The sequence below is a fragment of the Peptoclostridium litorale DSM 5388 genome (genome assembly GCF_900141635.1).
Classification (GTDB): domain Bacteria; phylum Bacillota; class Clostridia; order Peptostreptococcales; family Peptostreptococcaceae; genus Peptoclostridium; species Peptoclostridium litorale.
The window spans coordinates 23470-47020 of sequence record NZ_FSRH01000004.1 but is presented as its reverse complement, the minus strand read 5'-3'; the positions used below and the strand labels follow the sequence as shown (position 1 = coordinate 47020).

Annotated in this window: 28 protein-coding genes and 2 riboswitches; of the genes, 2 read left to right on the top strand and 26 right to left on the bottom strand. The window is 41.3% G+C overall.

Features of this window, described 5'->3' with window-relative positions:
- Window positions 1-40 precede the first annotated feature (40 nt).
- Window positions 41-889: an AmmeMemoRadiSam system radical SAM enzyme gene (gene amrS / locus BUQ87_RS04765; RefSeq protein WP_200774441.1), complete on the bottom strand. Its 849-nt coding sequence runs from the start codon at window positions 887-889 to the stop codon at window positions 41-43.
- A 176-nt stretch (window positions 890-1065) separates the two neighbouring features.
- On the opposite strand from amrS, the gene BUQ87_RS04760 reads away from it, so the two are divergent.
- Complete coding sequence (locus tag BUQ87_RS04760) at window positions 1066-1419, top strand: PilZ domain-containing protein (protein ID WP_038267574.1); 354 nt, start codon at window positions 1066-1068, stop codon at window positions 1417-1419.
- 83 nt (window positions 1420-1502) lie between these two features.
- Here the strand turns inward: BUQ87_RS04760 and BUQ87_RS04755 are convergent, their stop codons facing one another.
- The 13 genes from BUQ87_RS04755 to BUQ87_RS04695 form a co-directional block, all read right to left on the bottom strand.
- A complete protein-coding gene (locus BUQ87_RS04755) occupies window positions 1503-1850 on the bottom strand; it encodes a DUF192 domain-containing protein (protein ID WP_038267572.1) in 348 nt (115 codons plus the stop codon).
- Between the two features lie 4 nt (window positions 1851-1854).
- Window positions 1855-2802 carry a type II secretion system F family protein gene (locus BUQ87_RS04750; RefSeq protein WP_077216634.1) on the bottom strand — a complete coding sequence of 316 codons (948 nt, stop codon included), beginning with the start codon at window positions 2800-2802 and terminating at the stop codon, window positions 1855-1857.
- 24 nt (window positions 2803-2826) lie between these two features.
- On the bottom strand, window positions 2827-3807 hold the full coding sequence (locus BUQ87_RS04745; protein WP_052636363.1) for a type II secretion system F family protein: 981 nt from the start codon (window positions 3805-3807) through the stop codon (window positions 2827-2829).
- 22 nt (window positions 3808-3829) lie between these two features.
- A complete protein-coding gene (locus BUQ87_RS04740) occupies window positions 3830-5155 on the bottom strand; it encodes a TadA family conjugal transfer-associated ATPase (protein ID WP_038267567.1) in 1326 nt (441 codons plus the stop codon).
- 13 nt (window positions 5156-5168) lie between these two features.
- Window positions 5169-6347 (bottom strand): response regulator, encoded by a 1179-nt coding sequence (locus BUQ87_RS04735; RefSeq protein ID WP_074210044.1) that lies wholly within the window; start codon window positions 6345-6347, stop codon window positions 5169-5171.
- A gap of 11 nt (window positions 6348-6358) precedes the next feature.
- Complete coding sequence (gene cpaB, locus BUQ87_RS04730; protein WP_038267566.1) at window positions 6359-7099, bottom strand: Flp pilus assembly protein CpaB; 741 nt, start codon at window positions 7097-7099, stop codon at window positions 6359-6361.
- A 12-nt stretch (window positions 7100-7111) separates the two neighbouring features.
- A complete protein-coding gene (locus BUQ87_RS04725) occupies window positions 7112-8044 on the bottom strand; it encodes a pilus assembly protein TadG-related protein (protein WP_038267562.1) in 933 nt (310 codons plus the stop codon).
- 12 nt (window positions 8045-8056) lie between these two features.
- Window positions 8057-8473, bottom strand: a complete 417-nt coding sequence (locus tag BUQ87_RS04720) for a TadE/TadG family type IV pilus assembly protein (RefSeq protein WP_038267560.1) — start codon at window positions 8471-8473, stop codon at window positions 8057-8059.
- Window positions 8474-8604: 131 nt separating this feature from the next.
- Window positions 8605-8784, bottom strand: a complete 180-nt coding sequence (locus tag BUQ87_RS04715) for a Flp family type IVb pilin (RefSeq protein ID WP_038267558.1) — start codon at window positions 8782-8784, stop codon at window positions 8605-8607.
- Window positions 8785-8869: 85 nt separating this feature from the next.
- Window positions 8870-9064: a hypothetical protein gene (locus BUQ87_RS04710; protein ID WP_038267556.1), complete on the bottom strand. Its 195-nt coding sequence runs from the start codon at window positions 9062-9064 to the stop codon at window positions 8870-8872.
- 211 nt (window positions 9065-9275) lie between these two features.
- Window positions 9276-9986: a hypothetical protein gene (locus BUQ87_RS04705; RefSeq protein WP_038267554.1), complete on the bottom strand. Its 711-nt coding sequence runs from the start codon at window positions 9984-9986 to the stop codon at window positions 9276-9278.
- Window positions 9987-9990: 4 nt separating this feature from the next.
- Complete coding sequence (locus tag BUQ87_RS04700; RefSeq protein WP_038267553.1) at window positions 9991-11157, bottom strand: DUF8173 domain-containing protein; 1167 nt, start codon at window positions 11155-11157, stop codon at window positions 9991-9993.
- A gap of 11 nt (window positions 11158-11168) precedes the next feature.
- Window positions 11169-11489 carry a hypothetical protein gene (locus BUQ87_RS04695; protein ID WP_038267549.1) on the bottom strand — a complete coding sequence of 107 codons (321 nt, stop codon included), beginning with the start codon at window positions 11487-11489 and terminating at the stop codon, window positions 11169-11171.
- Between the two features lie 204 nt (window positions 11490-11693).
- Between BUQ87_RS04695 and BUQ87_RS15135 the strand changes: the two genes are divergently transcribed.
- A complete protein-coding gene (locus BUQ87_RS15135) occupies window positions 11694-11867 on the top strand; it encodes a hypothetical protein (protein ID WP_159434267.1) in 174 nt (57 codons plus the stop codon).
- Window positions 11868-12064: 197 nt separating this feature from the next.
- Here BUQ87_RS15135 and BUQ87_RS04690 read toward each other — a convergent pair whose 3' ends face one another.
- From BUQ87_RS04690 to BUQ87_RS04640, 12 genes are all read right to left on the bottom strand, one after another.
- On the bottom strand, window positions 12065-13864 hold the full coding sequence (locus BUQ87_RS04690) for a Na+/H+ antiporter NhaC family protein (protein ID WP_330391252.1): 1800 nt from the start codon (window positions 13862-13864) through the stop codon (window positions 12065-12067).
- A gap of 100 nt (window positions 13865-13964) precedes the next feature.
- Window positions 13965-14136: riboswitch (Lysine riboswitch) on the bottom strand.
- Between the two features lie 129 nt (window positions 14137-14265).
- Window positions 14266-14733 carry a 6,7-dimethyl-8-ribityllumazine synthase gene (ribH, locus tag BUQ87_RS04685; RefSeq protein ID WP_038267545.1) on the bottom strand — a complete coding sequence of 156 codons (468 nt, stop codon included), beginning with the start codon at window positions 14731-14733 and terminating at the stop codon, window positions 14266-14268.
- Between the two features lie 91 nt (window positions 14734-14824).
- Window positions 14825-16018, bottom strand: a complete 1194-nt coding sequence (locus BUQ87_RS04680; RefSeq protein ID WP_038267543.1) for a bifunctional 3,4-dihydroxy-2-butanone-4-phosphate synthase/GTP cyclohydrolase II — start codon at window positions 16016-16018, stop codon at window positions 14825-14827.
- 48 nt (window positions 16019-16066) lie between these two features.
- Window positions 16067-16723, bottom strand: coding sequence for a riboflavin synthase (locus BUQ87_RS04675; protein ID WP_038267541.1), 657 nt, complete (start codon window positions 16721-16723; stop codon window positions 16067-16069).
- Window positions 16708-17826 (bottom strand): bifunctional diaminohydroxyphosphoribosylaminopyrimidine deaminase/5-amino-6-(5-phosphoribosylamino)uracil reductase RibD, encoded by a 1119-nt coding sequence (gene ribD / locus BUQ87_RS04670; RefSeq protein WP_038267539.1) that lies wholly within the window; start codon window positions 17824-17826, stop codon window positions 16708-16710. Before ribD ends, BUQ87_RS04675 begins: the two co-directional genes overlap by 16 nt.
- A gap of 223 nt (window positions 17827-18049) precedes the next feature.
- Window positions 18050-18168: riboswitch (FMN riboswitch) on the bottom strand.
- Between the two features lie 157 nt (window positions 18169-18325).
- Complete coding sequence (locus BUQ87_RS04665) at window positions 18326-18583, bottom strand: hypothetical protein (RefSeq protein ID WP_038267534.1); 258 nt, start codon at window positions 18581-18583, stop codon at window positions 18326-18328.
- Window positions 18584-18669: 86 nt separating this feature from the next.
- Window positions 18670-19404, bottom strand: coding sequence for a gamma-glutamyl-gamma-aminobutyrate hydrolase family protein (locus BUQ87_RS04660; RefSeq protein ID WP_038267532.1), 735 nt, complete (start codon window positions 19402-19404; stop codon window positions 18670-18672).
- 162 nt (window positions 19405-19566) lie between these two features.
- A complete protein-coding gene (locus tag BUQ87_RS04655) occupies window positions 19567-20937 on the bottom strand; it encodes a CCA tRNA nucleotidyltransferase (protein ID WP_052636360.1) in 1371 nt (456 codons plus the stop codon).
- Window positions 20938-21017: 80 nt separating this feature from the next.
- Window positions 21018-21602: a hypothetical protein gene (locus BUQ87_RS04650; protein ID WP_038267528.1), complete on the bottom strand. Its 585-nt coding sequence runs from the start codon at window positions 21600-21602 to the stop codon at window positions 21018-21020.
- Between the two features lie 232 nt (window positions 21603-21834).
- Window positions 21835-21957 carry a rhodanese-like domain-containing protein gene (locus tag BUQ87_RS15525; protein WP_242943775.1) on the bottom strand — a complete coding sequence of 41 codons (123 nt, stop codon included), beginning with the start codon at window positions 21955-21957 and terminating at the stop codon, window positions 21835-21837.
- A 3-nt stretch (window positions 21958-21960) separates the two neighbouring features.
- On the bottom strand, window positions 21961-22800 hold the full coding sequence (locus tag BUQ87_RS04645; RefSeq protein ID WP_242943774.1) for a sulfurtransferase: 840 nt from the start codon (window positions 22798-22800) through the stop codon (window positions 21961-21963).
- Window positions 22779-23513 (bottom strand): TVP38/TMEM64 family protein, encoded by a 735-nt coding sequence (locus BUQ87_RS04640; RefSeq protein WP_038267525.1) that lies wholly within the window; start codon window positions 23511-23513, stop codon window positions 22779-22781. The genes BUQ87_RS04645 and BUQ87_RS04640 overlap by 22 nt, the downstream gene beginning before the upstream one ends.
- Between the last annotated feature and the right edge of the window lie 38 nt (window positions 23514-23551).

Below are 23551 nucleotides of genomic sequence, written 5' to 3'. Positions count from 1 at the left end.
TAGCTGTTGAAATCCTGCTGCTGTTTTATTAACCAATGCCCTACCATATGTTCCCCAGGTATACATTGTCGAGGTGTTTTTTAGCTTTTTCATGCATACTTCTCATGAACTCAACGTCAGTGGGAGGCTCATTATACTTATATGCCGGAAAATACCTTGTTATGTGAAGCGGTATTCCCTTGTCCACTCCCGCCAGCCACTCGAAAAGCTCTGTAAGCTCCTGCTCATTGTCATTCATCCCTGTAACTATGAGCGTTGTGACTTCAACATGGCATTTTTTAACCGCAAGCTTTATGGTCTCTTTTACAGGATCCAGCCTTCCGCCGCATATTGATCTGTATGTGTCTTCTCTGAAAGTCTTAAGGTCTATATTCATCGCATCAATATATTCAAGCAAAAGCTCCAGCGGTTCTCTTTGTATGAACCCATTTGTCACCATTATGTTCTTAAGCCCTTTTTCATGGGCCAGTTTTGCAGTATCCAGCATGAATTCATAAAATACGGTGGGCTCGTTGTATGTGTAGGATATCGAAGGATATCCCTCTTCAACAGTCATATCCACTATTTCCTCCGGAGTTTTTTCCACAAGGTATGAAGGCATTTCATGGGCTATGTGATAGTTCTGGCAATAAAGACATGAAAAATTGCAGCCGTAGCTTCCTATTGAAAGAGTCTTTGTCCCCGGCATGAAATGCTTCAGCGGCTTCTTTTCAACCGGATCTATGTTTATAGCCGAAAGCTTTCCGTAGTTGAGTGTGTAAAGCTCCCCGCCTATGTTCTTTCTGACCCCGCAAAGCCCCGTCCTTTCAGGCTTTATAACGCAGCCGTGTGCACACAGCTTGCATGCTGCGTTTTCTCCTCTTTTCTCATAAAACATGGCCTTTTTCATACTCATCCCTCACTTTCCAAATATTTTCAATTCAATTTCAAAACAATGCCATATAGCCGTTTTCACATGTCCTCTCAAGGGTATTTTATTTATAAGCATTTTTTTATTTATACCTTAAAAAATATATGACAATCTCGGCATATAAATTATATTGTTACAAAAAGGGGGTCAGCATCATGCCATATGGTAAAAAAGACAGGCATCACAAACGTGTAAGGCACGAAGATCGTGCTCTTTGCTACAGGTATTATAATATGGAGGAGCTTATAGAGCTTGATCAGCCCATTGAGCTCTTTGTAGTTGATATCTCCGCTGGAGGTGTCGGCCTTAGATCCAGGCAACCTCTTAATAGCGGATTTGTACTCATATTTGATTTGAATTTCGGCCTTTCCACATACAAGATAATGGCCAAGGTCATGTGGAGCAAACAAAGGGATTCTTACTACAGAAGCGGCCTTGAATTTGTAAGCATGCCGTACAAGCTGAGAGGTGAAATAAAAGCCCTTACAAGTCTAGACCAAGCGCTATAATTTCATCTTTTTTTAAGTTCACATCTTCTGCAAAAAATGTAAAAGCCCTTTATGCAAGTCTGACAGACTTGCATAAAGGGCTTTTACATTTTTTCAATTTTCAAAATATCTCCTTCTTCAATTTCACATGTCATTTCATTCCTTGAGTCAAATTCCACTATGAAATATGCGCCTTTAACCGGCATCACCATTTTTTTAGGGGCAATGCCCCTGATGAGCTTCACAACCTTGCATTCTCCGTCTACAAAAATCACATCTATCGGAAACTTCATGAAGAATGTGTGTATGCTGTTGCAAGGTGTTATTATAAGGCATTCCTCTTTTCCAAGCCCCCTTTTTCCCATGAGACCCCTAAGCCTCTTAAAGAAACTGTCTGCCATATTTGCTTTTGAGGCTATTTTGCATTCTTTGGAAACATTGTAAAGTCTCATATAATCACCTTAATAGCATGTTTTTTATCTGTATGAATGCCGGACCGAGTATAACCACGAACAGCCCCGGAAATACGAAAAAAACAAGTGGAATTATCATCTTCACCGGAGCCTTTAATGCAAGCTCTTCAGCCCTTTGCTTTCTCTTTATCCTCATTTGGCCCGCTTGAATCCTCAGAACCTTTCCAGTACTGACTCCCATCTGCTCAGCCTGTATTATCGAAGATATGAAAAGCCTCACATCATCTGCATCACACCTTGTCGCCATGTTCTTGAGTGCTTCCCTCCTCGTCTTCCCGAGTTGCACTTCATTTAAGACCTTTTCAAATTCCTTCGCAAGCTCTCCATAGTTTTTTTCCACAACCTTTGCAAGTGCACTGTCAAATGAAAGTCCTGATTCGACGCTTACAGTGAGTATGTCAAGTACGTCAGGAAGCTGGCTGGTCACAAGCTTTCTTCTCATCTTTATTTTTGAATTCAGCATGACTTTTGGAAATGCTATGCATATTATAATTGTAGCCCCTGAAAGCAAAAACTTATTAGAAAGTACAGATTCTCCCTTGAATATGAAGGTAACCAAAAAAAGTGGAAGTAAAACTGAAATGGCAAATTTCATTACAAGCCATGCTGAAATTCCAAAGTTGTAAGGTCTTCCTGCCTTTTCTATTTTCAACTCAAGTTGCTCTATAAATCCCTTTGGAGTCTTTTTCCTTATCTCATCCCTAAGCCTTCTCTTCAGCGGTTCAATTATCCTTTCAGCAAAAGGAAGCTTCCTTTCGTCATCTATCTCAGCATGTTCTCCGTATGCCCTGTCAATATGCTCCATTCTTCTTTTTATGCTTATAGCGGGAGAAAGCACAGCCCCCAAAACCATATAGCATATATAACTCATTCCCAATCCTGTAACCACAAAGGTCCAGTCGCCCATGAGCTTCACCTCCCCAATGTCCATGATTCCCAACAGCAGTACTATAGTTTAATATTTTATGTCCATTATTTTTCTCACAATTAAAAATCCTACAAACTGGCCCAAAATCGCCATCATTACCATTATTATCCCTAATCTGTCACTAAATAGCGTAGCCATGTGATTTGGATTTATCATTGTTATTATTACCGCAAATCCAAATGGAAGAAGTGAAACTACAATCCCAGAAGCCCTTGCCTGGGCTGTCATAACTTTTATTTCCCCTTTGAGTTTTATTCTTTCTCTTATTGTAGATGAAATATTTTCAAGTATCTCAGCAAGATTTCCTCCTATTTGCCGATGGATAAGAACTGATGTTACAAGGAGTTCAAGATCGTCAGTCCTGACCCTGCCCAAAAGGTCTTCAAATGCCTTTTCAAGGGGCATTCCCATTTGCATTTCCCTTATGACCTTTGAAAACTCTCTTGATATCGGTTTTGGCATTTCCCTTGCAACAGTATCCATGGCCTGCATGAAGCTGTAGCCTGCCCTTAGTGTTCCGGACATCATATCCATCGCATCTCCAAGCTGCCTGTTAAACTCTTCTATTCTCTTCTTTTCCTTCAGCTTTACAATCATTACTATTGATATTACTACAACCAGTGAAAGTACAATGCCTCCTATTATGCTTGACGACATCTTATATCCCAAGTAAAGTGAAAGTAAAACTGCTCCAAAGCTTGCCAACAGGAACTCCTCAACGGTAAAAAGTATTCCCGCCATTGCAAGTTTGTTATCAAGCTTTTCTCTTTTCTGCCTTAAAAAACCTATATTCTCCGCTGATCCTTCAAGCCTTTGCCTGTAGTTTTTGAACTCTTTCAGATTCCAATGTTTGTCCGAATTTTTATTTTCATCCAATTCAATATAGTGGCTTTTTTCAAGGTATCTGTTGAGCCTTATTATCGGCTTTTTATACATGATATGCCCCAAAACCACGGACGACAATATTAAAATTTCTATAAAAATCACAGCAGTTACAGCATAAATCATATGCCCGCCCCCTTTTAGAGCATCATTTAAATATGTCCTCGTTTATCTTAACTCCAGCCTCTCTTATGCTATCCAAGACTTTAGGCTTTATTCCGGTACTTACAAGTTCCCCCCTTATTCTTCCCCTTGGATCCTTACCATAAGTTTTAAACCTGAATATCTCCTGAAGTGTAACGACATCATTTTCCATTCCCTGTATTTCCACTATGCTGACAATCTTTCTGCTTCCGTCCTTAAGCCTTGACTGCTGAACTACCAGATCTATGGCAGAAGCCACCTGTTCCCTTATCGCCTTAAGTGGCAAATCCATTCCCGCCATCATGACCATTGTCTCAAGCCTTGAAAGCATGTCCCTTGGTGAATTGGCGTGTCCCGTAGTTAGCGAACCGTCGTGACCTGTATTCATTGCCTGGAGCATGTCCAAAGCTTCTCCCGAACGGACCTCTCCAACTATTATCCTGTCCGGCCTCATACGAAGGGTATTTTTCACAAGATCCCTTATCAAAACCTCTCCTTTTCCCTCTATGTTGGCCGGCCTGGACTCAAGCCTTACAACATGGTCCTGATGAAGCTGAAGCTCCGCCGCATCCTCTATTGTAACTATCCTCTCATCCGACGGTATGAATGACGAAACCACGTTGAGCGTAGTAGTCTTTCCGCTTCCGGTTCCTCCTGATATAAGTATGTTTAGCCTGGCCTCCACGCAGGCCTTTAAAAAATCTACAATTTGAGGAGTCATAGTTCCAAAACTTACAAGGTCGGCAGCCGTAAATGGGTCCTCTGCGAATTTTCTGACTGTGAGCACCGGTCCATTCAGCGAAAGCGGAGGTATTATTGCATTAACCCTCGACCCGTCCGGAAGCCTTGCATCAACCATTGGCGAAGCCTCATCTATACGCCTTCCAAGTGGAACTACTATTTTTTCTATGACATGCATAAGCTGCCTTTCATTTCTAAATTTTATGTCAGTCCTTTCTATCCTTCCCTCTTTTTCAACATAAACATAATCGGGACCATTCACCATAACCTCTGTAATTTCAGGATTTTCTATAAGCGGACTTATTGGTCCATATCCAACTATCTCATCCATAGCGCGGCGAACTATTACGTCCCTCTCGTTTTTATTGAAAAACGAATTTTCCTCTTCCATTATTTTTTCCAGTATTTCAACTACCTTTTCTTTTATTTCAATTTCATGCATGTCCTTTTTCTCTGTCGCCTTTATAAGAATCGCCTGAATATTGTCTATTATCGAATATAGTTTTTCAGATCGTTCAAAAGTCTCTTTACCCTTTTCCAAAGTGGTATCTTCCGAATTTACTTTGCCCAGTCTGTCAATAAGTCCCATAAGACCACCTCCACTAACCTTTTATTATAAAGTCTGAAATCTGGGATATCCTCTTCGAAACAGGCTTTTTCGACTGCTTCACTACAAAGGGCTCTCCAGTATTTATAGAGTTTATGACAGTTCTGTCATCCATAGGAACTATTGCAGATATGTCCTTTTGCGCCGTCTTTTCAAGGTCCTTTATGCTTATTCCAAATTTTTTATGGTATCTGTTAAGCACCATGCTTATTTTATTGTCTTCGTAGTTGAGCTTTCTCATTATATCCAGTCCAATCCTTGCATTTTTTACAGTAGCTACGTCAAGAGTTGTCACAAACAGTATCCTGTCCGACATGTCAAGCGCCGCAAGGTTTATGTCTCTAAAAGACGGGCCGGTGTCTATTACAATATAGTGATACCTGTTTATTAGAACCTTAACTATCTTTTCAATATTTACTGGAGTTATATATTCAGCCTGTTCAGGGGTCACCGGCGCCGGAAGCACGCTTATACCCGAGCTGTGCCTCACAAGATATTCATCCATTATTTCAGAGTCCAGGCTTGGAAGATCCTTTATAAGCTCTGATATTGTCCTCTTCGGATATAGATCGAGCATTATTGCAACATCCCCAGAAGAAAGATCAAGGTCTATAAGAGCCACGTTCTTTCCTGTCTTTTCTGCAAGTGATACCGCAATGTTTATTGCAAGTATGCTCTTTCCCACCCCTCCCTTTGTGCTAAAAACAGTTACCACTTTGGAGTCTATTTGAGGCGTTATTTGAGAGCCTGATTTAATCTGAAAATCTTCATCCTGCTTCAGCGCCCCTCTTCTTTTGTTCTCCATTTCATAGAGGTTCACAATCGTATCTATAAGAGAGTTGATCGTAAATGGCTTTACTATATAATCCCTAACCCCTGCCGTCATAGCCCTTTTAATATGGTTTTTATTTTTTTCCGTGAATACCATTATCACAATAGTTCTCGGGTTTTCATTAAGAAGCATCTTTGCCGCCTCGACTGCATCAATACCTTCTATTTCAAGGTTCAGAAGAATTACATCTGGATTCAGTTCATTAGACATTTCCACTACTTGGTCTCCCTTTTCAGCTCTCCCAACCACCTCGATATTGCCCTCTTTCATAAGACTCCTTTTCATGCTGTCCCCAGCTTCATAAGTGCTGTCTGCAAGCAAAAGCCTAATGCTCTTTTTCATCTGAATCCCCCCTATCTATTTACTATATCCTGTTTTACTGCTCCATTAGTCTCTTGTATGTCGTTGTCTTCAGGATTTCTAAGTGCAAGATGTACCTTTCCCTCTTCCTGTGCAATAACCACCTTTTCTGCATCCCAGGCATTCACAGAAAGTGTTATTCGTCTTTTTCTTTCAGAATCTTCAACCTCGGCTGCCGGTGCTTCACTTCCGAACTCGAAATTTTTATCCACTGAAAGCACAAGTACTTTTTGAAGCATATCCTTCGAAGTGTCCGGATGCACGCTCTTAAATCCCCCGGCAGTGGTTTCATATTCTTCAAATAAAACCAATACGTCCACATAGTCTCCAGGCCTTATAAGATCAGCAACGCCGCTCACCTGATCCACCTCAACTGTTATAGCCCTTTGATTTTTGGGTATGTTGAATGAAAAATAAGTCTTTTCAACATCTGCAACCTTTGAATCTACAACCTGTTCTCCTTCGACAAGACTGTAAAGCGCATATTTGCCCAGGACGTCATTTTCGTTTGTAACTGCCCCATTTGCCATAAGATCCGCTCTTACCTTCTTTTTCTCCAGCATTTCCCCAGTTATCTTTGTCTTCATAGGAATCTCCTGGTTTGCAACCCAGACTTCTTTAAAATTCGCCTCGTCATTTGCGCTTATCAAATTATCCATATACCTGTATATTGCAAAAGTTGTAATAAACGCCACCACAACTGATAAAATCATAATTCTTTTGTCCGTTTTCAAGAAAATCCCCCCTTATTCAACAAGATTTACCGACCTTACGCCATAATCAGTTCCACCCATATCTCCAACACCTGTCGCCAATACGTAGTCTACAAACTCTCCTACCACTATCTTTCCATACGGAAGATTGTCTCCCTTTCTCACTCTGAATCCTGCAAATCCTATTATTTTAACCGTCTCACTTCTACCCGCAACGCCAAGTGTATTAACTATAGGAATAGTTATTATGACTTCGTCTCCATAGTCGTCAAACAAGCCTTCAAGACCTTTTTTCATATTACCTCCGCTAACGCCGGGTTCGGTGTTTATGAAATCACCTACAGAATATGCTTTTGTAGTTCCATAGTGGATGGCATCTTCAATTGCATTACCCGTGTCTTTGCCGTTATAGTCAAGACCGACTGTTCCGGTGTTTCCGGGTCCGACTTCATCCGGTTCCCCGTCTTTGTCTTTGTCTCCTCCCGGGGGATTGATCTGCAGATGCACCAGTCCTGATTTTTTGGTATCCTCATACAAAACCCCGAAAGGTCTCAGTCCATCACTCATTTTTTCAGTCGGAGCATTTATTGCCGCCGCCCTTACCGAGACATCTGCCGAATCTTTTCCAAGAACCTTTGCAAAGAAGAAGTCGACCCTGTATGTCGCTTCCACAACTATCTTTTTGTTAGACTGTTCAAAGTATATGTTGTGGCTCACAAGGCTGGCTACATCCTCGCCATTGTTCGCCAGATACTCCTGAGCAACACTGCCTCCCTGCGTTGTGCTTTCAGGTATCTCATGGGCGCCCGCAAGTGCCGCCGCATCCACTGCGTTTTGAAGTTTTCCCTTATGGTATGTCATAAGTCCCACATCAACTGCAAGAGCTCCGAATCCAATAAGAACTACCATGGATATTGCAATGAATATTATCGCACTTCCCCTTTCATTTAGGATTTTTGTCTTCATAAAGCCCACCCCCTACTCTTTCTCCACCCTCATGGAAGTTGAAACCTGAAGCTGATAGTTCCCGTCACCATCAGGATCAAGTATTACATCTATAAGTGGGGCTATAATTGGAAGCTCATAGTTTACGGTGACTGTAACCTGATCCCCATAATCTCTTGACCCCTTGCCTGGATTTATGTTTATATCCCCCTCTTCCAGTCCCAGTGAGGAGGCTACATCCTTGACTTTAGTCCTTACATCAGAGTCGGCTTTCCCGACTGAAGCCTGCCTTGCACCTTCTCTTGATGCATTGGACACAAGTACATATGCGTTAAAAACCCTTCCAAACTCTATTATTCCAAATACCAGCATGAGAAGTATTGGCAAAACCAGCGCAAGTTCGATAAGTGTTTGACCTTTTCTATTTTTTACCCATTTATCCTTTGACATAGTCACCACCCCTCGTATATAAAGTATTTTTTCCCAAATGCAATTTTCGCCATGTCTATCCATATCTAAAATAAAGCCTTGCCTTAATATTAAGGCAAGGCTGATCTGATTTTCACCACTATTTTTTATTATTATAATCCAAGCGAGTCTGCTATGCTTTCAAAAATAGCGCTAACACTGGTTCCTGTAAGTGTAAGAGCTGCTATTACAACTATTGCTATCAATACGATTATCAATGCGTACTCAACTAACCCCTGTCCTCTTTCGTCGTTTACATAATATCCGAAATAATTCATCAATGTCCTCAACATGGTTACCCCTCCTTTAATTAATATAACATTATATACATACATCAATCTCTTGTATTTTCTGCAAAATTCTCCCTGGATATTGCAATCATAATAATGCTTCTATGGCATCCTTGATATTCTCATATATGCCTCCCAGGTCGACGCCAAATACCCTCAGCGCCACAATCACCGCTATTGCTATAAGTAATATTATCAGCGAATACTCGACAAGGCCTTGTCCCTCTTCGCCTGTTGTCTTCTTTCCTGTACAGGTTTTTAAAAAAAACAAAAGATTTTTCATGGGCATCACCTCTCTCGGTAACCCCGAGATTTTTGTGGAACCGACTCATTTTCAAGTTCTTTGTTCCACATTGCTATTTTTTGTATTTAGTCTATATATACCTTGACAAATCTTTTCTAATCGTATTTTTTTGATATTTTTTCAATAAAAATTTAATTTATTTTTTATCATTCCAGTCAATATGTAAGCCATTTTAAAATATTTATTGAAGTTAATCGGTTCCCCTGGATAGCTTTTCCATGTATTCAGTTTTGTATGTTTCGTAGATTTCTTTTATGGGCATTACAAAAATTATTTTGGAATTTATAATTTTATTTCCCCTCCCCCGTATTATGTCTGGATTCATAATCTCGTAGTTCAAATCATAATAGCCCTTGCACACGAAGTAGTCATAAAACTGTGATATTTTTATGAACTCCTCTTTGAGGAAATGCCTGCAGTTTGCCTTCAAATATTTTTTTGTCTTTTGCTTTAGCTCTATGGAATCCCTTGCGTATATTCTCGATCCCCTTTGGAACTTTACATAGTCAGAATCAATGTGAGACAGCAGCTTCATGTAGGAATACCAGTCGTCATTGGATATCTCTTTTCTTAAAAAGTCGTATCCGCTCGCCTTCTTGTAAATGTCCTCGTATATCCTTTGAATTGGATATATCATTATCTTTGATGACAATTTTTTGTTTCTCATATAGTCGTAATACCCGGGCTCTTCGAAAGTATAGTTGTTTTCAGGCCTTAGGGCCTCTTCAATTCCCTTTGGAATTCCTTGTCCGTTTTTTTCAATTATATGTTCCTTCACCTTCTGTACGAGTTCATCCTGACTGATTGCATGTATGCCTGAAAATGCATAGTCATATTTGTTGTCCGGGTCAATTTCATTCATGAAATTCTGGTACTCATACCACGTTATATGCTTTTTCATTTTACTATTCCCCCAATGGCGGTATTTTTTCTCTATTCACATTATTTCCATTGTCTTTTCCAAAAGCCGTTAAAAAGAATGACCCAATTCCCAAAACAACTACAATAAGCGACATCAACTTTCCTGCATAAGGTATATTAGCAATAAGCATTATTATGGCCATTCCTGTAAAAAATGATGCATAAGAGCTTTTTCCTGAAAAAATGAATTTCCCAAGCACATGTGCAGCCGGTATTTTTGAAATGTAAAGAAGCACTCCATATCCTATAAAAGTCAAAACAGCCAAAGGCATTCCTATAATAGTCACCAATAGTATTATTGCTGCAACCGGAATCACTATAATTGCCGCAAAGCCCAGCCCCATTGAATACCAAGGCTTTTTGATTATATTTTCAGATGTACTTTCTACAAATGGCCTGAAAAGTCCATAAAATACCATTGTGGCAACAACATATCCGAGCCCGAAAAGTATTTTGGATACCATAGAATATTTTCTTGACTCCCTCTCAAACTTGTCCATATCCACATTTCCATCAAATATAGGCGCCCTTCTTTCGACTTTTCCAATCACCACGCCTTCCGGGATACTTATTTCAGCATTGCTTCTGTATATGAAGTCGCCTTCGATTCTCGCTTTTGGCCCAAATCTTATGTTATCCGCTTCAATACCGACATCTCCATTTACAACGCCATCTATCACTAAGGTCTTAACCGCGCCCCTGATATCACCTCCTATGCTCCCATTCATGCTGAGCTCCTTGCCCGCTACCGAAAGGGTCCTTCCTATAGTCCCGTCTATTTCAACAGCTCTTGCGAATATAGTCGCATCCTCCGCAATGATCCCTCCTACCTCAACTCTTTCGCTTGCAAGCCTGACATCTGCTCCGACACTTCCGTCAACTCTTATATAGCTTGCTGCTGCAATTATGTCTCCACTCACTATTCCGAAATTGTAAAAGCTGTTTGAAGCGCAAAAAAGCTCCCCTCGTACTTCTCCCTTGTTTGTAAACGCCCCTGTTGCTATGAAAAGGTCTTTTTCAATTTTTTCCCCTTCCCTTATCCCCACCATTTCGCTTTTGTCGATGTCTTTTATGCCTGACTGCGAAAAAACAGCGGTTCCTGTAAAGACAAGAATAGCCGCTGCCATGAGTAGTGAATATATTTTTTTCATAAGTCTGCCTCCTATACAGGTATTCCCTTTTCCAGCATCATCTCTTCGAACTTTTTTTTCAGGTCGTCGCTGATGTCTTTTGAACATTCAACAACTTCAAACGCCTCTATCATCATCTCTTTGTGCTCTGTTGTTATATTGAGCCTTCTCTTTTCAAAGTATTCTATGTAATTGCGAATCGCCAAGTTGTCCATCCCTTCTAGAAGTTCCTTTTGAACCTTGTAAAGCCTTTCGCTCTCCCTGCTAAAACTGAATGAACCCATTATAGAAAGCACAGAAAAAAATATAACCCCAAATATTACAAGCTGCAGTAAAAGTCTTTTTTCATCCATCGGTTCATTCCCCCTTTTATATATTAATACTCAAAATAAAAAGACTTTAAACAAATCATATTCAATGGCATTTTGGCCTTTGATACTATTTATTTTGATTTTACTATTATTTTTTTAAATATTTTTTAATTTTCATTGAATATATTCCGCACTTGGCATATAATGGAATTGTAGGCCAATTAAAACATCACAAGGAGAGTTCTTATGAAAATTGAAGACAATAAGATTATCATAGAAGACATTGAAGAGCAGCGAATAATTTGCTGGGCTCTTGCCGAATACTGCGGAACATACCATAAGGATAACAAAAAAGCAGTATCAATGCTCGACTCCATAAGAGAATACATGAATGCTACTATATTTAAACAGTGTAAATAAGCAAATTCTACTCAATAAAATATGCAAAAGAAAGGGACAGCAGCTGTTCCTTTCTTTTGTATGTCTGGAATCCCTGCTAGAATGCATTTATCTGCTTATATTACACAAGTTTATACTCTCATACTATAAAAATGAATAATTTAATTCAAAAAAATAGAGGAGGCTTACGCCCCCTCTATTTTATATCGTCTAATTTATTATATTACTTTTTCTTCAGTTATTTCCCCAGTCTGAAGCTCAAAATCCTTAACCGACTTTCCTAGGAAGAATACTGTAAGTCCCGTAGCTATTATCGAAACAGGCATTACTATTACCATAGGAACCCCAAGTCCTGCAGGTATATATCCAAATACTATTGATATTCCCGCAACTGTAAGTGCATAGACCATCTGGGTTCTCGTGTGCTCAAGATGGTCGCATGCAGAACCCATTGATGAAAGTATTGTAGTATCAGATATAGGAGAGCAGTGGTCTCCGAATATCGCTCCTGTAAGAACCGCTCCTGCGCTCATTACAACATAGCTGTTTTCAGGAGATATCGCATATGCAAGTGGTATTGTAAGGGGCATAAGTATACCCATTGTTCCATAAGATGTTCCAGTTGCAAATGATATTATAGATCCAAGTATGAATATTATCGTTGGAAGAAGGAACTTCGGTATCGAGCCTGAAAGAATTGACACAAGGAATTTCGCAGTTCCAAGCTCCTTTATAACTCCTGAAAGCGACCATGCAAGAAGAAGTATTACCCCTGTTATTACAAGAGACTTCATTCCGTGAACCCAAGTGTCTATAGCCTCTGAAAGCGAGAATATCTTCTGCTTCAATCCCATTGCCATTGCAACTATACTTCCTATAAGCGCAGCTTGGAAAAGAACTATGCTGGCGTCAGAAGCCCCGAATGTCTCCCTTATCGCTATAAACGAAAATGGCTTTTCCATTACCGCTGCCTGCATCTCCGGTGAAAGTGCAAGGTATCCGTTGTAGTAGAAGCCTACGAATGCAGATCCTATAAGAACTCCTATTGGTATTATCGCATTCCATATGCTCAGCTTTATTCCCGCTTTAGGCTCAAGTTCTGTAGTCTCGTCTGAAACCATAGGCTTTGCTCCGTCTGGAAGAAGCTTTCCTGTCTCTCTCGCCCTTTTTTCAGCCTTGTACATAGGGCCGAATTCCTTAAGCATTACCGCCGTAAACATTATGAAAAGAAGTATAAGTATATTGTAGAATCTGTATGGTATTGTCTGAACAAATATGCCGTATGCATTTACGCTTTGTCCTATTCCATCATACGCTTCTTTTATAAGACTCAGCTCGTATCCGACCCAAGTCGATATAAGCGCTATTCCCGATATAGGTGCAGCCGTTGCATCTATTACGAATGCAAGCTTTTCCCTCGAAATCCTCATCTTGTCGGCAACAGGCCTCATTATAGGTCCAACTATAAGCGAGTTTGCGTAGTCGTCAAAGAATACAAGCATTCCAAGAGCCCAGGTTATAAGTTGGGCGCTCGTTGGAGACTTCGCCTTTTTTGCAAGTGATTCTGCAACGGCCTTTGCTCCACCCATCTTTGATACGAGCGCTATAAGGCCTCCTATTGTAAGGCACTGAAGTATTATTCCCGCATTCCAGCTGTCTGAAAGCGACCCAAGCACCTGGTCTATTATCATCATGAAACCGTTGAATATTGCCATAATTATGTTTGAGCCATTAAGCCCTATCATGAACGTTCCCGAAAAAACGCCTATGAAAAGTGAAAGTACGACGTTCTTAGTTACGAACGCAAGCACTATTGCAACAAGCGGAGGGATTATAGTCCACATTCCGAACTTGTCTGCATTCGCCTGCGCCACCTCTGGGTCTACCGCAAATGCGCTTCCCGTCATGGCAAGTACTAATATGATGGTTAAAATTGCTGTGATGTTTCTCTTTTTCATGTTTAGTCCTCCTTTTTGTTTTTTGGTAAAAACTGTAACCGCTCTACGGAGGAAAACCATATTTCAAACCAGAAAAAAATAAAATCTCCGAAAGATTATTCGGAGATTAGAATGTGCACGTCTGCGCGCAGCCTGAAAAAATCCAGACTGCCTTTCCAATTCGAATAATAGCCCTCCACAATAACCTGTGACAGTCCTGCACATATTCTATGCAGGCCCAACATATGGCCTTAAAGCGTCAGCCATATATTTCGGCAACATTTCCTTTTCCAAAGCTTCATTGTGCTTTACTCTGCTGAGGTACTCTTAAATGCTGCTCCTCTATTATTATTATTTGAACAGTAGTTTTTAGTTTTTGAATTGTCTCATAATTGAACTATACGCTCATTGTAATATATATATATTATTTTTGTCAACTTGTAAAAAATTATTTTTATGGTTCACCTATATTTTTTAAATGTTTATTTCCCTATGCTGTCCATTATGTTCGCCATCTCTATTGCAGACATTGCAGCGTCCCAGCCCTTGTTGCCGGCCTTTGTTCCCGCTCTTTCTATGGCCTGCTCTATGTTTTCCGTAGTTATTACTCCGAAAGATATCGGAATCTCTTTTTCAAGAGATACGCTTGCCACTCCCTTTGAAACCTCGCTGCACACATAGTCGTAGTGCGAAGTCGCCCCTCTTATTACAGCTCCAAGTGCTATTATTGCGTCATATTTTGAAGACGAAGCAAGCTTTTTGCAAACAAGAGGTATTTCAAATGCTCCCGGAACCCAAAGTACTTCTATGTCTTCTTCTGTAGCTCCGTGTCTTTTAAGGCAGTCTATAGATCCTGAAAGAAGCTTTGAAGTTATGAACTCATTGAACCTTGCAGCAACCACTACGAATTTTTTTCCTTTTGCTATTAAATTTCCCTCATAGATTTTCATAATATATTCCCTCCAGATTTTAGTTTTTTATATTCAATTTCAAAATGTGATTTTTATGGCCCTAATTCAACAAAAGGCGTGTTAATGTATTTTACACTTCCTTAAGAGTATGGCCCATCTTTTCCTTCTTGGTCTTCAGGTAGAAATGGTTGTGGCTGCAGCTTTTTATCTCTATTCCTTTTATCTGCTCAACCTGCATTCCGTATTTTTGGACACCCTCAACCTTTTCAGGGTTGTTTGTCATAAGACTTATCTTTTCCACCCCAAGGTCTTTTAGTATCGAGTAGGCTATGTCGTATTCCCTCAGGTCCTCGTCGAATCCAAGCGCCAAGTTGGCCTCTACAGTGTCCATTCCATCGTCTTGAAGACTGTAGGCCTTAAGCTTGTTCAAAAGCCCTATGCCTCTGCCTTCCTGCCTCAGGTATATTATCACTCCGCAGCCGTTTTTCTCCACTTCCTTCATTGCCATTTCAAGCTGTTTTCCGCAGTCGCATCTTAACGACCCTAATACGTCCCCTGTAAGGCATTCCGAATGTATCCTCACTATTGGAGTGCAGTTTGCCACATCCCCTTTCACAAGGGCTATGTGCTCCTTGCCGCTTACCAGATCCTCATATCCCACTATTTCAAATGTTCCGTGCTCTGTAGGCATGTCTGCGCTTGCCACTCTTTTTACAAGAGCCTCCGTCTGCTTTATATACTCTACAAGGTCTTCTATTGTTATTATCTTCATATCGAATTCCTTGGCCATCTCGAAAAGATCGTTCACCCTTGCCATGCTTCCGTCTTCCTTTATTATCTCGCATATGACCCCCGCTGGCTTGAAACCTGCAAGTCTTGAAAGGTCAACCGAGGCTTCCGTATGCCCTCTTCTTTCAAGAACTCCCTTTTCCTTTGCTATAAGAGGGAATATGTGTCCAGGGCTTGTAAAGTCCTCTTTTTTAGAGTCCGCATCTATTATAGTTCTTATGGTAAGGGATCTTTCATATGCCGATATTCCAGTCGTGGCATCCACATGGTCCACAGATATTGTAAATGCAGTCTCTTTCCTGTCGGTATTGTTAGCTACCATGTTTTCAAATCCCAGCCTGTCTGCCATGTCTTTTCTTATAGGCATGCACACAAGGCCCTTTCCGTGGGTTATCATGAAATTTATCGCCTGCGGGGTAGCGTATTCTGCCGGTATATAAAAGTCCCCTTCGTTTTCCCTGTCTTCATCGTCAACTATTATTACCATCTTTCCCATCTTTATGTCTTCAATTGCGTCCTTTATGCTGCTAAACATACAAATCTCCTCCAGTCAGGTTGCAAAGTATTATGCGATACATACAATCTATAAAAATCCGTGTTCTCCTAAGAACGATGTACTTAGAGAGCTCTTCTTTTTTTCCTGCTCCCGCTTTGAGAATCCCATGAGATTTTCAACGTGCTTTCCTATTATGTCGGCCTCAAGATTGACCATGTCATCTTCAGACCTTATGCTCAGTGTTGTGTTTTCTGTTGTATGGGGTATTATCGAAACCTCGAAGGCCCCGTCATGCACGGCGCTCACTGTAAGGCTTATGCCGTCTATCGCAACAGAGCCCTTCATTACAGTATATTTCATGACTTCCGCCGGCGCCTTTATCCTGTATATCCTTGATATGCCTTCTTTTCTTATGCCTTCTATTGTTCCCACGGCGTCTATGTGGCCGCTTACAATGTGGCCTCCAAACCTTTTCCCCATGGCCATGGCCCTTTCAAGGTTGACCCTTGACCCTGACGTCAAGCTTTTAAGGTTGCTCCTTCCAAGTGACTCGCTCATTACGTCCGCACAGAAAAAATCACTTCCAAATTCGGTCACGGTAAGGCAGACTCCATTTACAGCTATGCTGTCTCCGAGTTGTACGTCCTCAATCACTTTTTTTGCCTCTATCACAATTCGTACTCCCTTGTCTCTTTTGGCAATCTGCTTTACTCTTCCCATTTCTTCAACTATACCTGTAAACACTGCATCCCCTCCTTCGTGTATCCTGTTATGAGTATGTCGTCCCCTATGCTTTCAGCTTTCATGTCGTATATTCTGGCCGCATCTGCCATTTTGTGAGGCGAATCTCCCCCGAAGCTCCCCATTGAATCTCTGCCCGTGAGTATTTTGGGAGCCATGAACATGTATACCTTGTCTACCAGGCCTTCATTTAAAAAGCTCGCATTCACGTTTACTCCTGCCTCTACAAGTATGCTGTCAAATCCTCTATCTGAAAGCGCTGATACAAGGCTTTTTATGTCCACACCTTTGTCTCCCTTAGGTAGTACCATCACTTCGGCCCCCGTATTTTCGACAGCCTTTATTTTCTCACTGTCTGCGCTGTCCGTTACTGCCACTATTGTGCTTTCAGGCGAATCCACAAGCACATTTGAATGGAGGGGTATGCTGCAGCTGCTGTCCAGCACCACTCTCACAGGGTCTTTCATCCCTTTTTCGTGCCTTACATTCATAAGCGGGTCGTCCGCACGCACAGTGCCTACACCGGTGACTATGCAAGAAACCCTTCCTCTTAGCCTGTGCACATATTGTCTTGACTGCTCGCATGTTATCCACTTAGAGTCACCGTTTTCACAGGCTGTCTTTCCGTCCATGGTTACGGCTGTCTTTAGTATTACGAAAGGGCTTTTTTCCCTTATGTGCTTTATGAATATTTCATTTAAAGCTATGCTCTGTGCTTCAAGCACTCCAGCTTCAACCTCTATTCCAGCATCAACGAGCTTTTTTATTCCATTCCCGGCAACCCGAGGGTTCGGGTCCTTCATTCCCACTACAACCCTCTTTATTCCGCTTTTTATTATCAAATCCGTGCAAGGGGGCGTCTTGCCGTAGTGGCAGCAGGGCTCAAGGTTTACGTATATGCACGCTCCCCTTGCCTTTTCGCCGGCGTCATTTATGGCATTGACCTCCGCATGGGGCCCTCCGCATATCTTGTGGTATCCACTTCCCACTATTTCTCCGCCTTTGACCACCACTGCTCCTACAAGAGGGTTGGGACTTGTCCATCCCCATCCCAGCATCGCAAGCTCCAGAGCCTTTTTCATGTAAAGCATATCTGCTTCCTTCACAAAATCCCTCCTCACACAGCCTTTATATTCCAAATCCATATTAATACAATAAAAAAATCCCGAGTCTCTTCGGGATTTATGAGTAGTATTATGTAAACTTCAGCCTTGCACGTCTTATTCTTATTGTGCATCTGACATTTATTCGGCTGTGCATTTAAATAAAAAACCCTGAAGCAATGCTTCAGGGGAATATATTCTATGCATACAGACCAATATGGCTGCAAGTGATCTTCTCTCATCCAGACTATAACTGTCGGCACTGGAATTACACCAGTTCAACCGCATAAGCGGTTCGCGGGCTATACCGCCGGTAGGGATTCACACCCTTCCCCGAAGAAAAATAGCTTATTTAATTTTTACAACTTCATTCTATAACATCACAGCACCGATTGTCAATATAAATTTAATCAGACATGCATATTTTTACCATTTTGAATTTTTAAGCGCAGTGCATGCTCCTCAAAATAGATTATGCCGCTGTCATATGTACGGCCTGGCACTATTCTTTTATAAGCTCGTTTAGCTTTGTCACAGTGGCTTCTTTTTTAGCCTTTGCTATGAACTCTATGTCCTCTACTGTAACCTCATATTCCTTTGTAAGGTCGACATCTTCATTTGGATTAACGCATTTTAGCACTATGTGAGCTTTAGGGTAACTGCTGGCAAATTTTTTGACATTCTCATCCATGCTGTCCATTAGTTCCATTTTGTCTAGCGTCTGTCTTACTTCTTTTGCTTTTTCTATTATATTGCTCATATTAAAATCTCCTCCTGTCTTATTTTAAAGGATATCGCCTTTACGTAGCATAGGCTTATTACTTCTTAGTATAGATTATACCACTATTATCTGCTGCTTTGCACAGTCATTTCAACGAATTTTTTAAATATGCCCTCCTGCTCTTCATACTCATCAGCCATGAATTCAGGATTCCACTGTACTCCCATTACGAAATCTTCACCTTCAAGCTCCACAGCCTCTATGACTCCGTCCGAAGCCCTTGCACTGACTTTGAGCCCTTTGCCAATATCCTTTATAGCCTGATGGTGGAAGCTGTTTACAAATATTTTTTCTTCGCCGAATATTTCATAAAGCTTCGAATCCTTTTCTATTGATATGCAGTGCGACTTTTCACTGCGCTTTGACTCTTGCATATGCTTTAAAGCCCTTTTTTCCATATAGCTCACGTCCTGATAAAGCGTTCCTCCAAGGGCTACATTTATAATCTGTATCCCCCTGGAGAGTCCTAATATAGGCACATGGGACTGTATGGCTTTTTTTGTGAGCTCCACATCGAAAAAGTCCTGCTTGGTGTTGAAGTATCCAGTCTTTTCCATTGGCTCATCCCCGTAGAACATGGGATTTATGTCTATTCCTCCCGAAATGACTATCCCGTCAACAAGGTCAAGATATCTCACAAAGCTTTCAACATCAGAGGTATGAGGAAAAAGTATGCAGGTTCCTCCGACATTTTCAATGGCCTTTACATAGTCGCTTTCAAGAAAATATCTCTCCTGCCCGGACAAGAGACCTTTTTCCGCCATCATGAAATTTGTAGTTATCCCTATTAAAGGTTTCATATCTATCCCCCCTAAAAAATTCTTTATTATGTGTCTGTATGATATATACCCACACTGCAAAGGTAAATAAAAAAAATTTCCAAACCATTCGACGCAGGGCTTAATTCAATTAATCTAAATTTATTTTTGAACATAAAAAGCCTGCATGCGGCAGGCTTCATGTCATAATGTGTTTTCAGTTTTTCTATGTTCAAGTCTTTCCAAAGCCTTTTGGATAAGCTTCTCCTTTGTGTTCACATCCGGGTATTCGAGTACAATTTCAAGCAGCCATGCGAGTGCATCTCCTATCTCTTTCCCCTCGCTGTATCCTATGTCTATAAGGTCATTTCCCCCTATGGCCAGATCTTTTATTCCCAGGGGTTCCTTTCTGTTTATTATTGCGTGTACATTTTCCATGAAAGCCTCAAGATCGCCAAAGTCAAAAGGGCCAGCGCACCCCTTTATGTCCGCACGTCTCAGGTCGAAAAAATCCTCGAGGTTTTCACTTCCTATCCTCTTTATGAACCTTTTTATTCCCTTTTCAGTGAAGTGATCCAGATTTATCATGTGCTCCCTTATGAGCATCGACACCGACCTTATTGTCCTGTTATCATACTTGAGCTTTTTTAATATGTCAGCTGCAACTTCGCTTCCGACTGAGTCGTGCTCGTAGAAATGTCCCATTCCCCCGTCATCCAAAAACATGCACCGCGGCTTTGAAATATCGTGAAACAGTGCCGCAAGCCTTACATTCAGCCTTTTGGGTGTGCTCTCAATCACATTCATGGTATGCTCGAAAACGTCCTTGTCGTGATAAGGGTTTTTTTGGTCAAATCCTACAATTTCATAAAGCTGCGGCGATATGAAGTTCATGAGCTTTGTATCCATTAGAAGCCTTATCCCTCTTGAAGGACTGTCGCTAACCATTATCTTTCCAAATTCCTGCCTTATGCGCTCAATGCTTATATTCTGCGCAAGCCTCCAGTTTTTGCATATGGCGTCAAATGTTTCTTTTTCTATATCGAAGCCTAGCTGCGCTGAAAACCTTATTGCCCTTAGCATCCTGAGTGCGTCTTCCTCGAACCTCTTTTGTGGGTCTCCCACACATCTTATAAGAGATCTTTTTATGTCTTGAAGGCCTTTAAAAGGGTCTATAAGACCCTCGTCGTCGCTGTATGCCATTGCATTTACAGTAAAGTCCCTTCTTGAAAGATCCTTTTCTATATCGCCTGTAAAAGATACTTTCGAGGGCCTTCTTCCATCCATATACTCACCGTCTATTCTGAATGTGGTGACTTCGTAGGCACTGCCCCTGTACACGAGCATTACCGTTCCATGCTTCAGGCCCACAGGGACTATCTTGAAATCCTTTTCCACGCCGAATATGTCCATGACATCTTCAGGCCTTGCGCTGGTGCATATGTCCCAGTCGTTTATATCCCTTCCCAGAATGCTGTCCCGCACGCAGCCTCCGACAATATAAGACTTATGCCCGGCTACTCTTATTCTGTCAATTATGGACTGCACTTCCTGCGGGATATTTATTTTTTTCATGCACATCACCTCAAGCTGTGTCCAATAGTATCCACAAATTACGGCAGTCACCTCACAAGGCGCATGTCATGCGGTCTGCTTTACGATTTCGACTTGTTGAATGCGCAGTTTCCAATGCTGTTCCCCGCTTTATTCACAATAACCATGAACATAACGTTTATTCCTATCGCAAGTATCGTCATTATGACTATTACACCCTTGTACATGTTTTGTGCCATGTATGACACTGGAAGCATCACAAAAAGCACCACGCTTGCTGCAACATAAAACTTCACCACCGAATCTGCCCTGTCCTTAAGCACGCTTCTTCCTTCAAATTCGCATATTTCAATTATGGCCTTGCATACATAGTATACAAGCATCACATTCAAAACTATTATGCACAGCCTCATAACAGTTGCCACAGGAGACATAAGTCCTGTAAACAAGTTTATGTACTGGCTGTTTGGCGCATGGTATACGTCTATTATGCTAAGCACCGCCAAGAACGTCGCAGGCATTTTTGCCTTTTTGAAAAATTCATGCTGCGAAGCTAGTATAGAAAGTCCAATAACAACGAGTATGTAGCCTATCGAATCTGGAATAAAGTTTATATTCCCCCTGTTGAAGTCAAATGTCGCCAAAGCCATACCCAAAAAAAGCTTCTTGTATCCTTCCCTGTACATGAAACACCTCCAAATATTAGTATTTTTACAGCTTTTGTCTATGTACATTATATATTTAAAAGCCCATTATTACAACAACCGGCGAAAAGCGGCTCATTTAGGAGAGCAATATTCCGGACTTTCATTCCTCACATACCTACGCACAAGTTATTTCATTGCATATTACGCACTTATGAACATATTCCCCAAAAGTAAAAGGCGCCGCAAACTTGCGGCGCCAAATATTCACAAACTACTTCTCCATAGGCATTTGAGCGTCTGCCGACCACTCGTATATAGAAGCCTCGTAGTTTCTAGCCTTTTCAAAGCCAACGGCTCTGAGGACCGCGGATGCATATCCGGATCTTATGCCCATTGTTCAGTAAACTACGAAATCATCTTCAGGAGTTACTCCCGCATCTGCCATTATCTTTATTATTTCATCTGGTGACTTTGGAGTTGCATTCTCGTTTAGAAGGTCAGACCATAGAAGGTGCTTCGCGCCCTTTATGTGTCCTCCTCTTGCCTCTCCGGCATTTTGGCTTCCCTTGAATTCTTTTTCTGTTCTAACGTCTATTATAACAGTATTTTCAAGGTTTTCGCCTATATGCTCCTTTGTAGCCCTGTAGCTCTCGTCAAAATCCTTAAGCACAAGCCCTGTAGAAGGCGCAACCTCAGCTGGAGCATCCTTTGTAACCTCGTATCCAAGCTCTTTCCAGTAAGGCATTCCTCCGTAAAGAAGCTTTACGTTGTCAAGTCCCGCCATTCTAAGCTGCCATACGTTTCTACCGTCAGGTCCCGGCCCTGGAAGTACGTCCGAGTAGAATACAACCAGCTTGTCATTGGTCACTCCATATGATTCAAGCTTTTTTGCAAGCTCTTCCTTGTTCAATGAAGTTCCCCAAAGCGGATCTCCCGGTTTTCCCTCTACATTCGAGAATGAGTGGAAACCTACGTTTATGGCTCCTGGTATGTGCCCCTTTTCATAAGCACCTTGCTTGTTTCCATCAAAAATTATTACATTCTCATCTCCAAGCTTTTCGTTAAGCTCTTGAGGCGTTATGAATATGTCGCTGTTTTTGTAGACTGAAAGATCCACTCCAGCCTGAGGCGAATCCGCAGAGTCAGAAGTACTCTGCTTGGAACCTGTACATGCGCTAAGAACAAGCATTAAAGCCATAATAAGCGTCGTAAGGCTTAGCAATTTCTTTTTAAGCACTTTTTTTCATCTCCTTCCAAATTTTTCTGTCTGGCTTTGTCTTCCCAGACCTTTTTAAATAAAAATATTATAATGCTCATTGAAAATAGCATCAGTAGAGCAAATACAAACTTCTTGATTCCTCCAGAAAGCATCTCGCCTATATATGAATATATAAGCGTGGCAGGAAGCTGTCCAAGCCCTGTCGCCCAGAAGAACTCCCAAAATCCCATTGAAGTAAGCCCTGCTCCGTAGCTGACTATGTCAAATGACATGAACGGAAGCAGCCTTGCCACTAGTATTGCGTATTTGCCATATCTTTCAAAAAATTTGTCTATGCCTTCAAGCGCAAATTTGCTCGTAAGCTTTTCCACTACTTCCCTTCCATAAAGCCTTGCTATGTAAAAGCACAGCACTGCGCCAGCCATGGCGCTTGACCACGAAAGCATGGCCCCCTTCACCCAGCCGAAGAGGCTCGCGTTTGCAAATGTTATTATAAATGCTGGAAGCGGCGCCACTATTGACTGGAGCACCATAAGTAAAAATGAAACAGTGGGGGCAAGTATTCCAAATGACTTTATGTATCCTTTTACAAGTCCCACATCTACGTTTTTCATTATGAAAAGCGCCTGCTTAATATTTCTCCTCACCGGCTCTATCAAAAAGTATGCCGCTATTGCAATAGCGATTATCCCTATTTTTAAGAATAATTGTTTCTTTTCATTCCCTTTCACAAATATTCAGCTCCTTTCTTTTTATTCAAAATAATCCT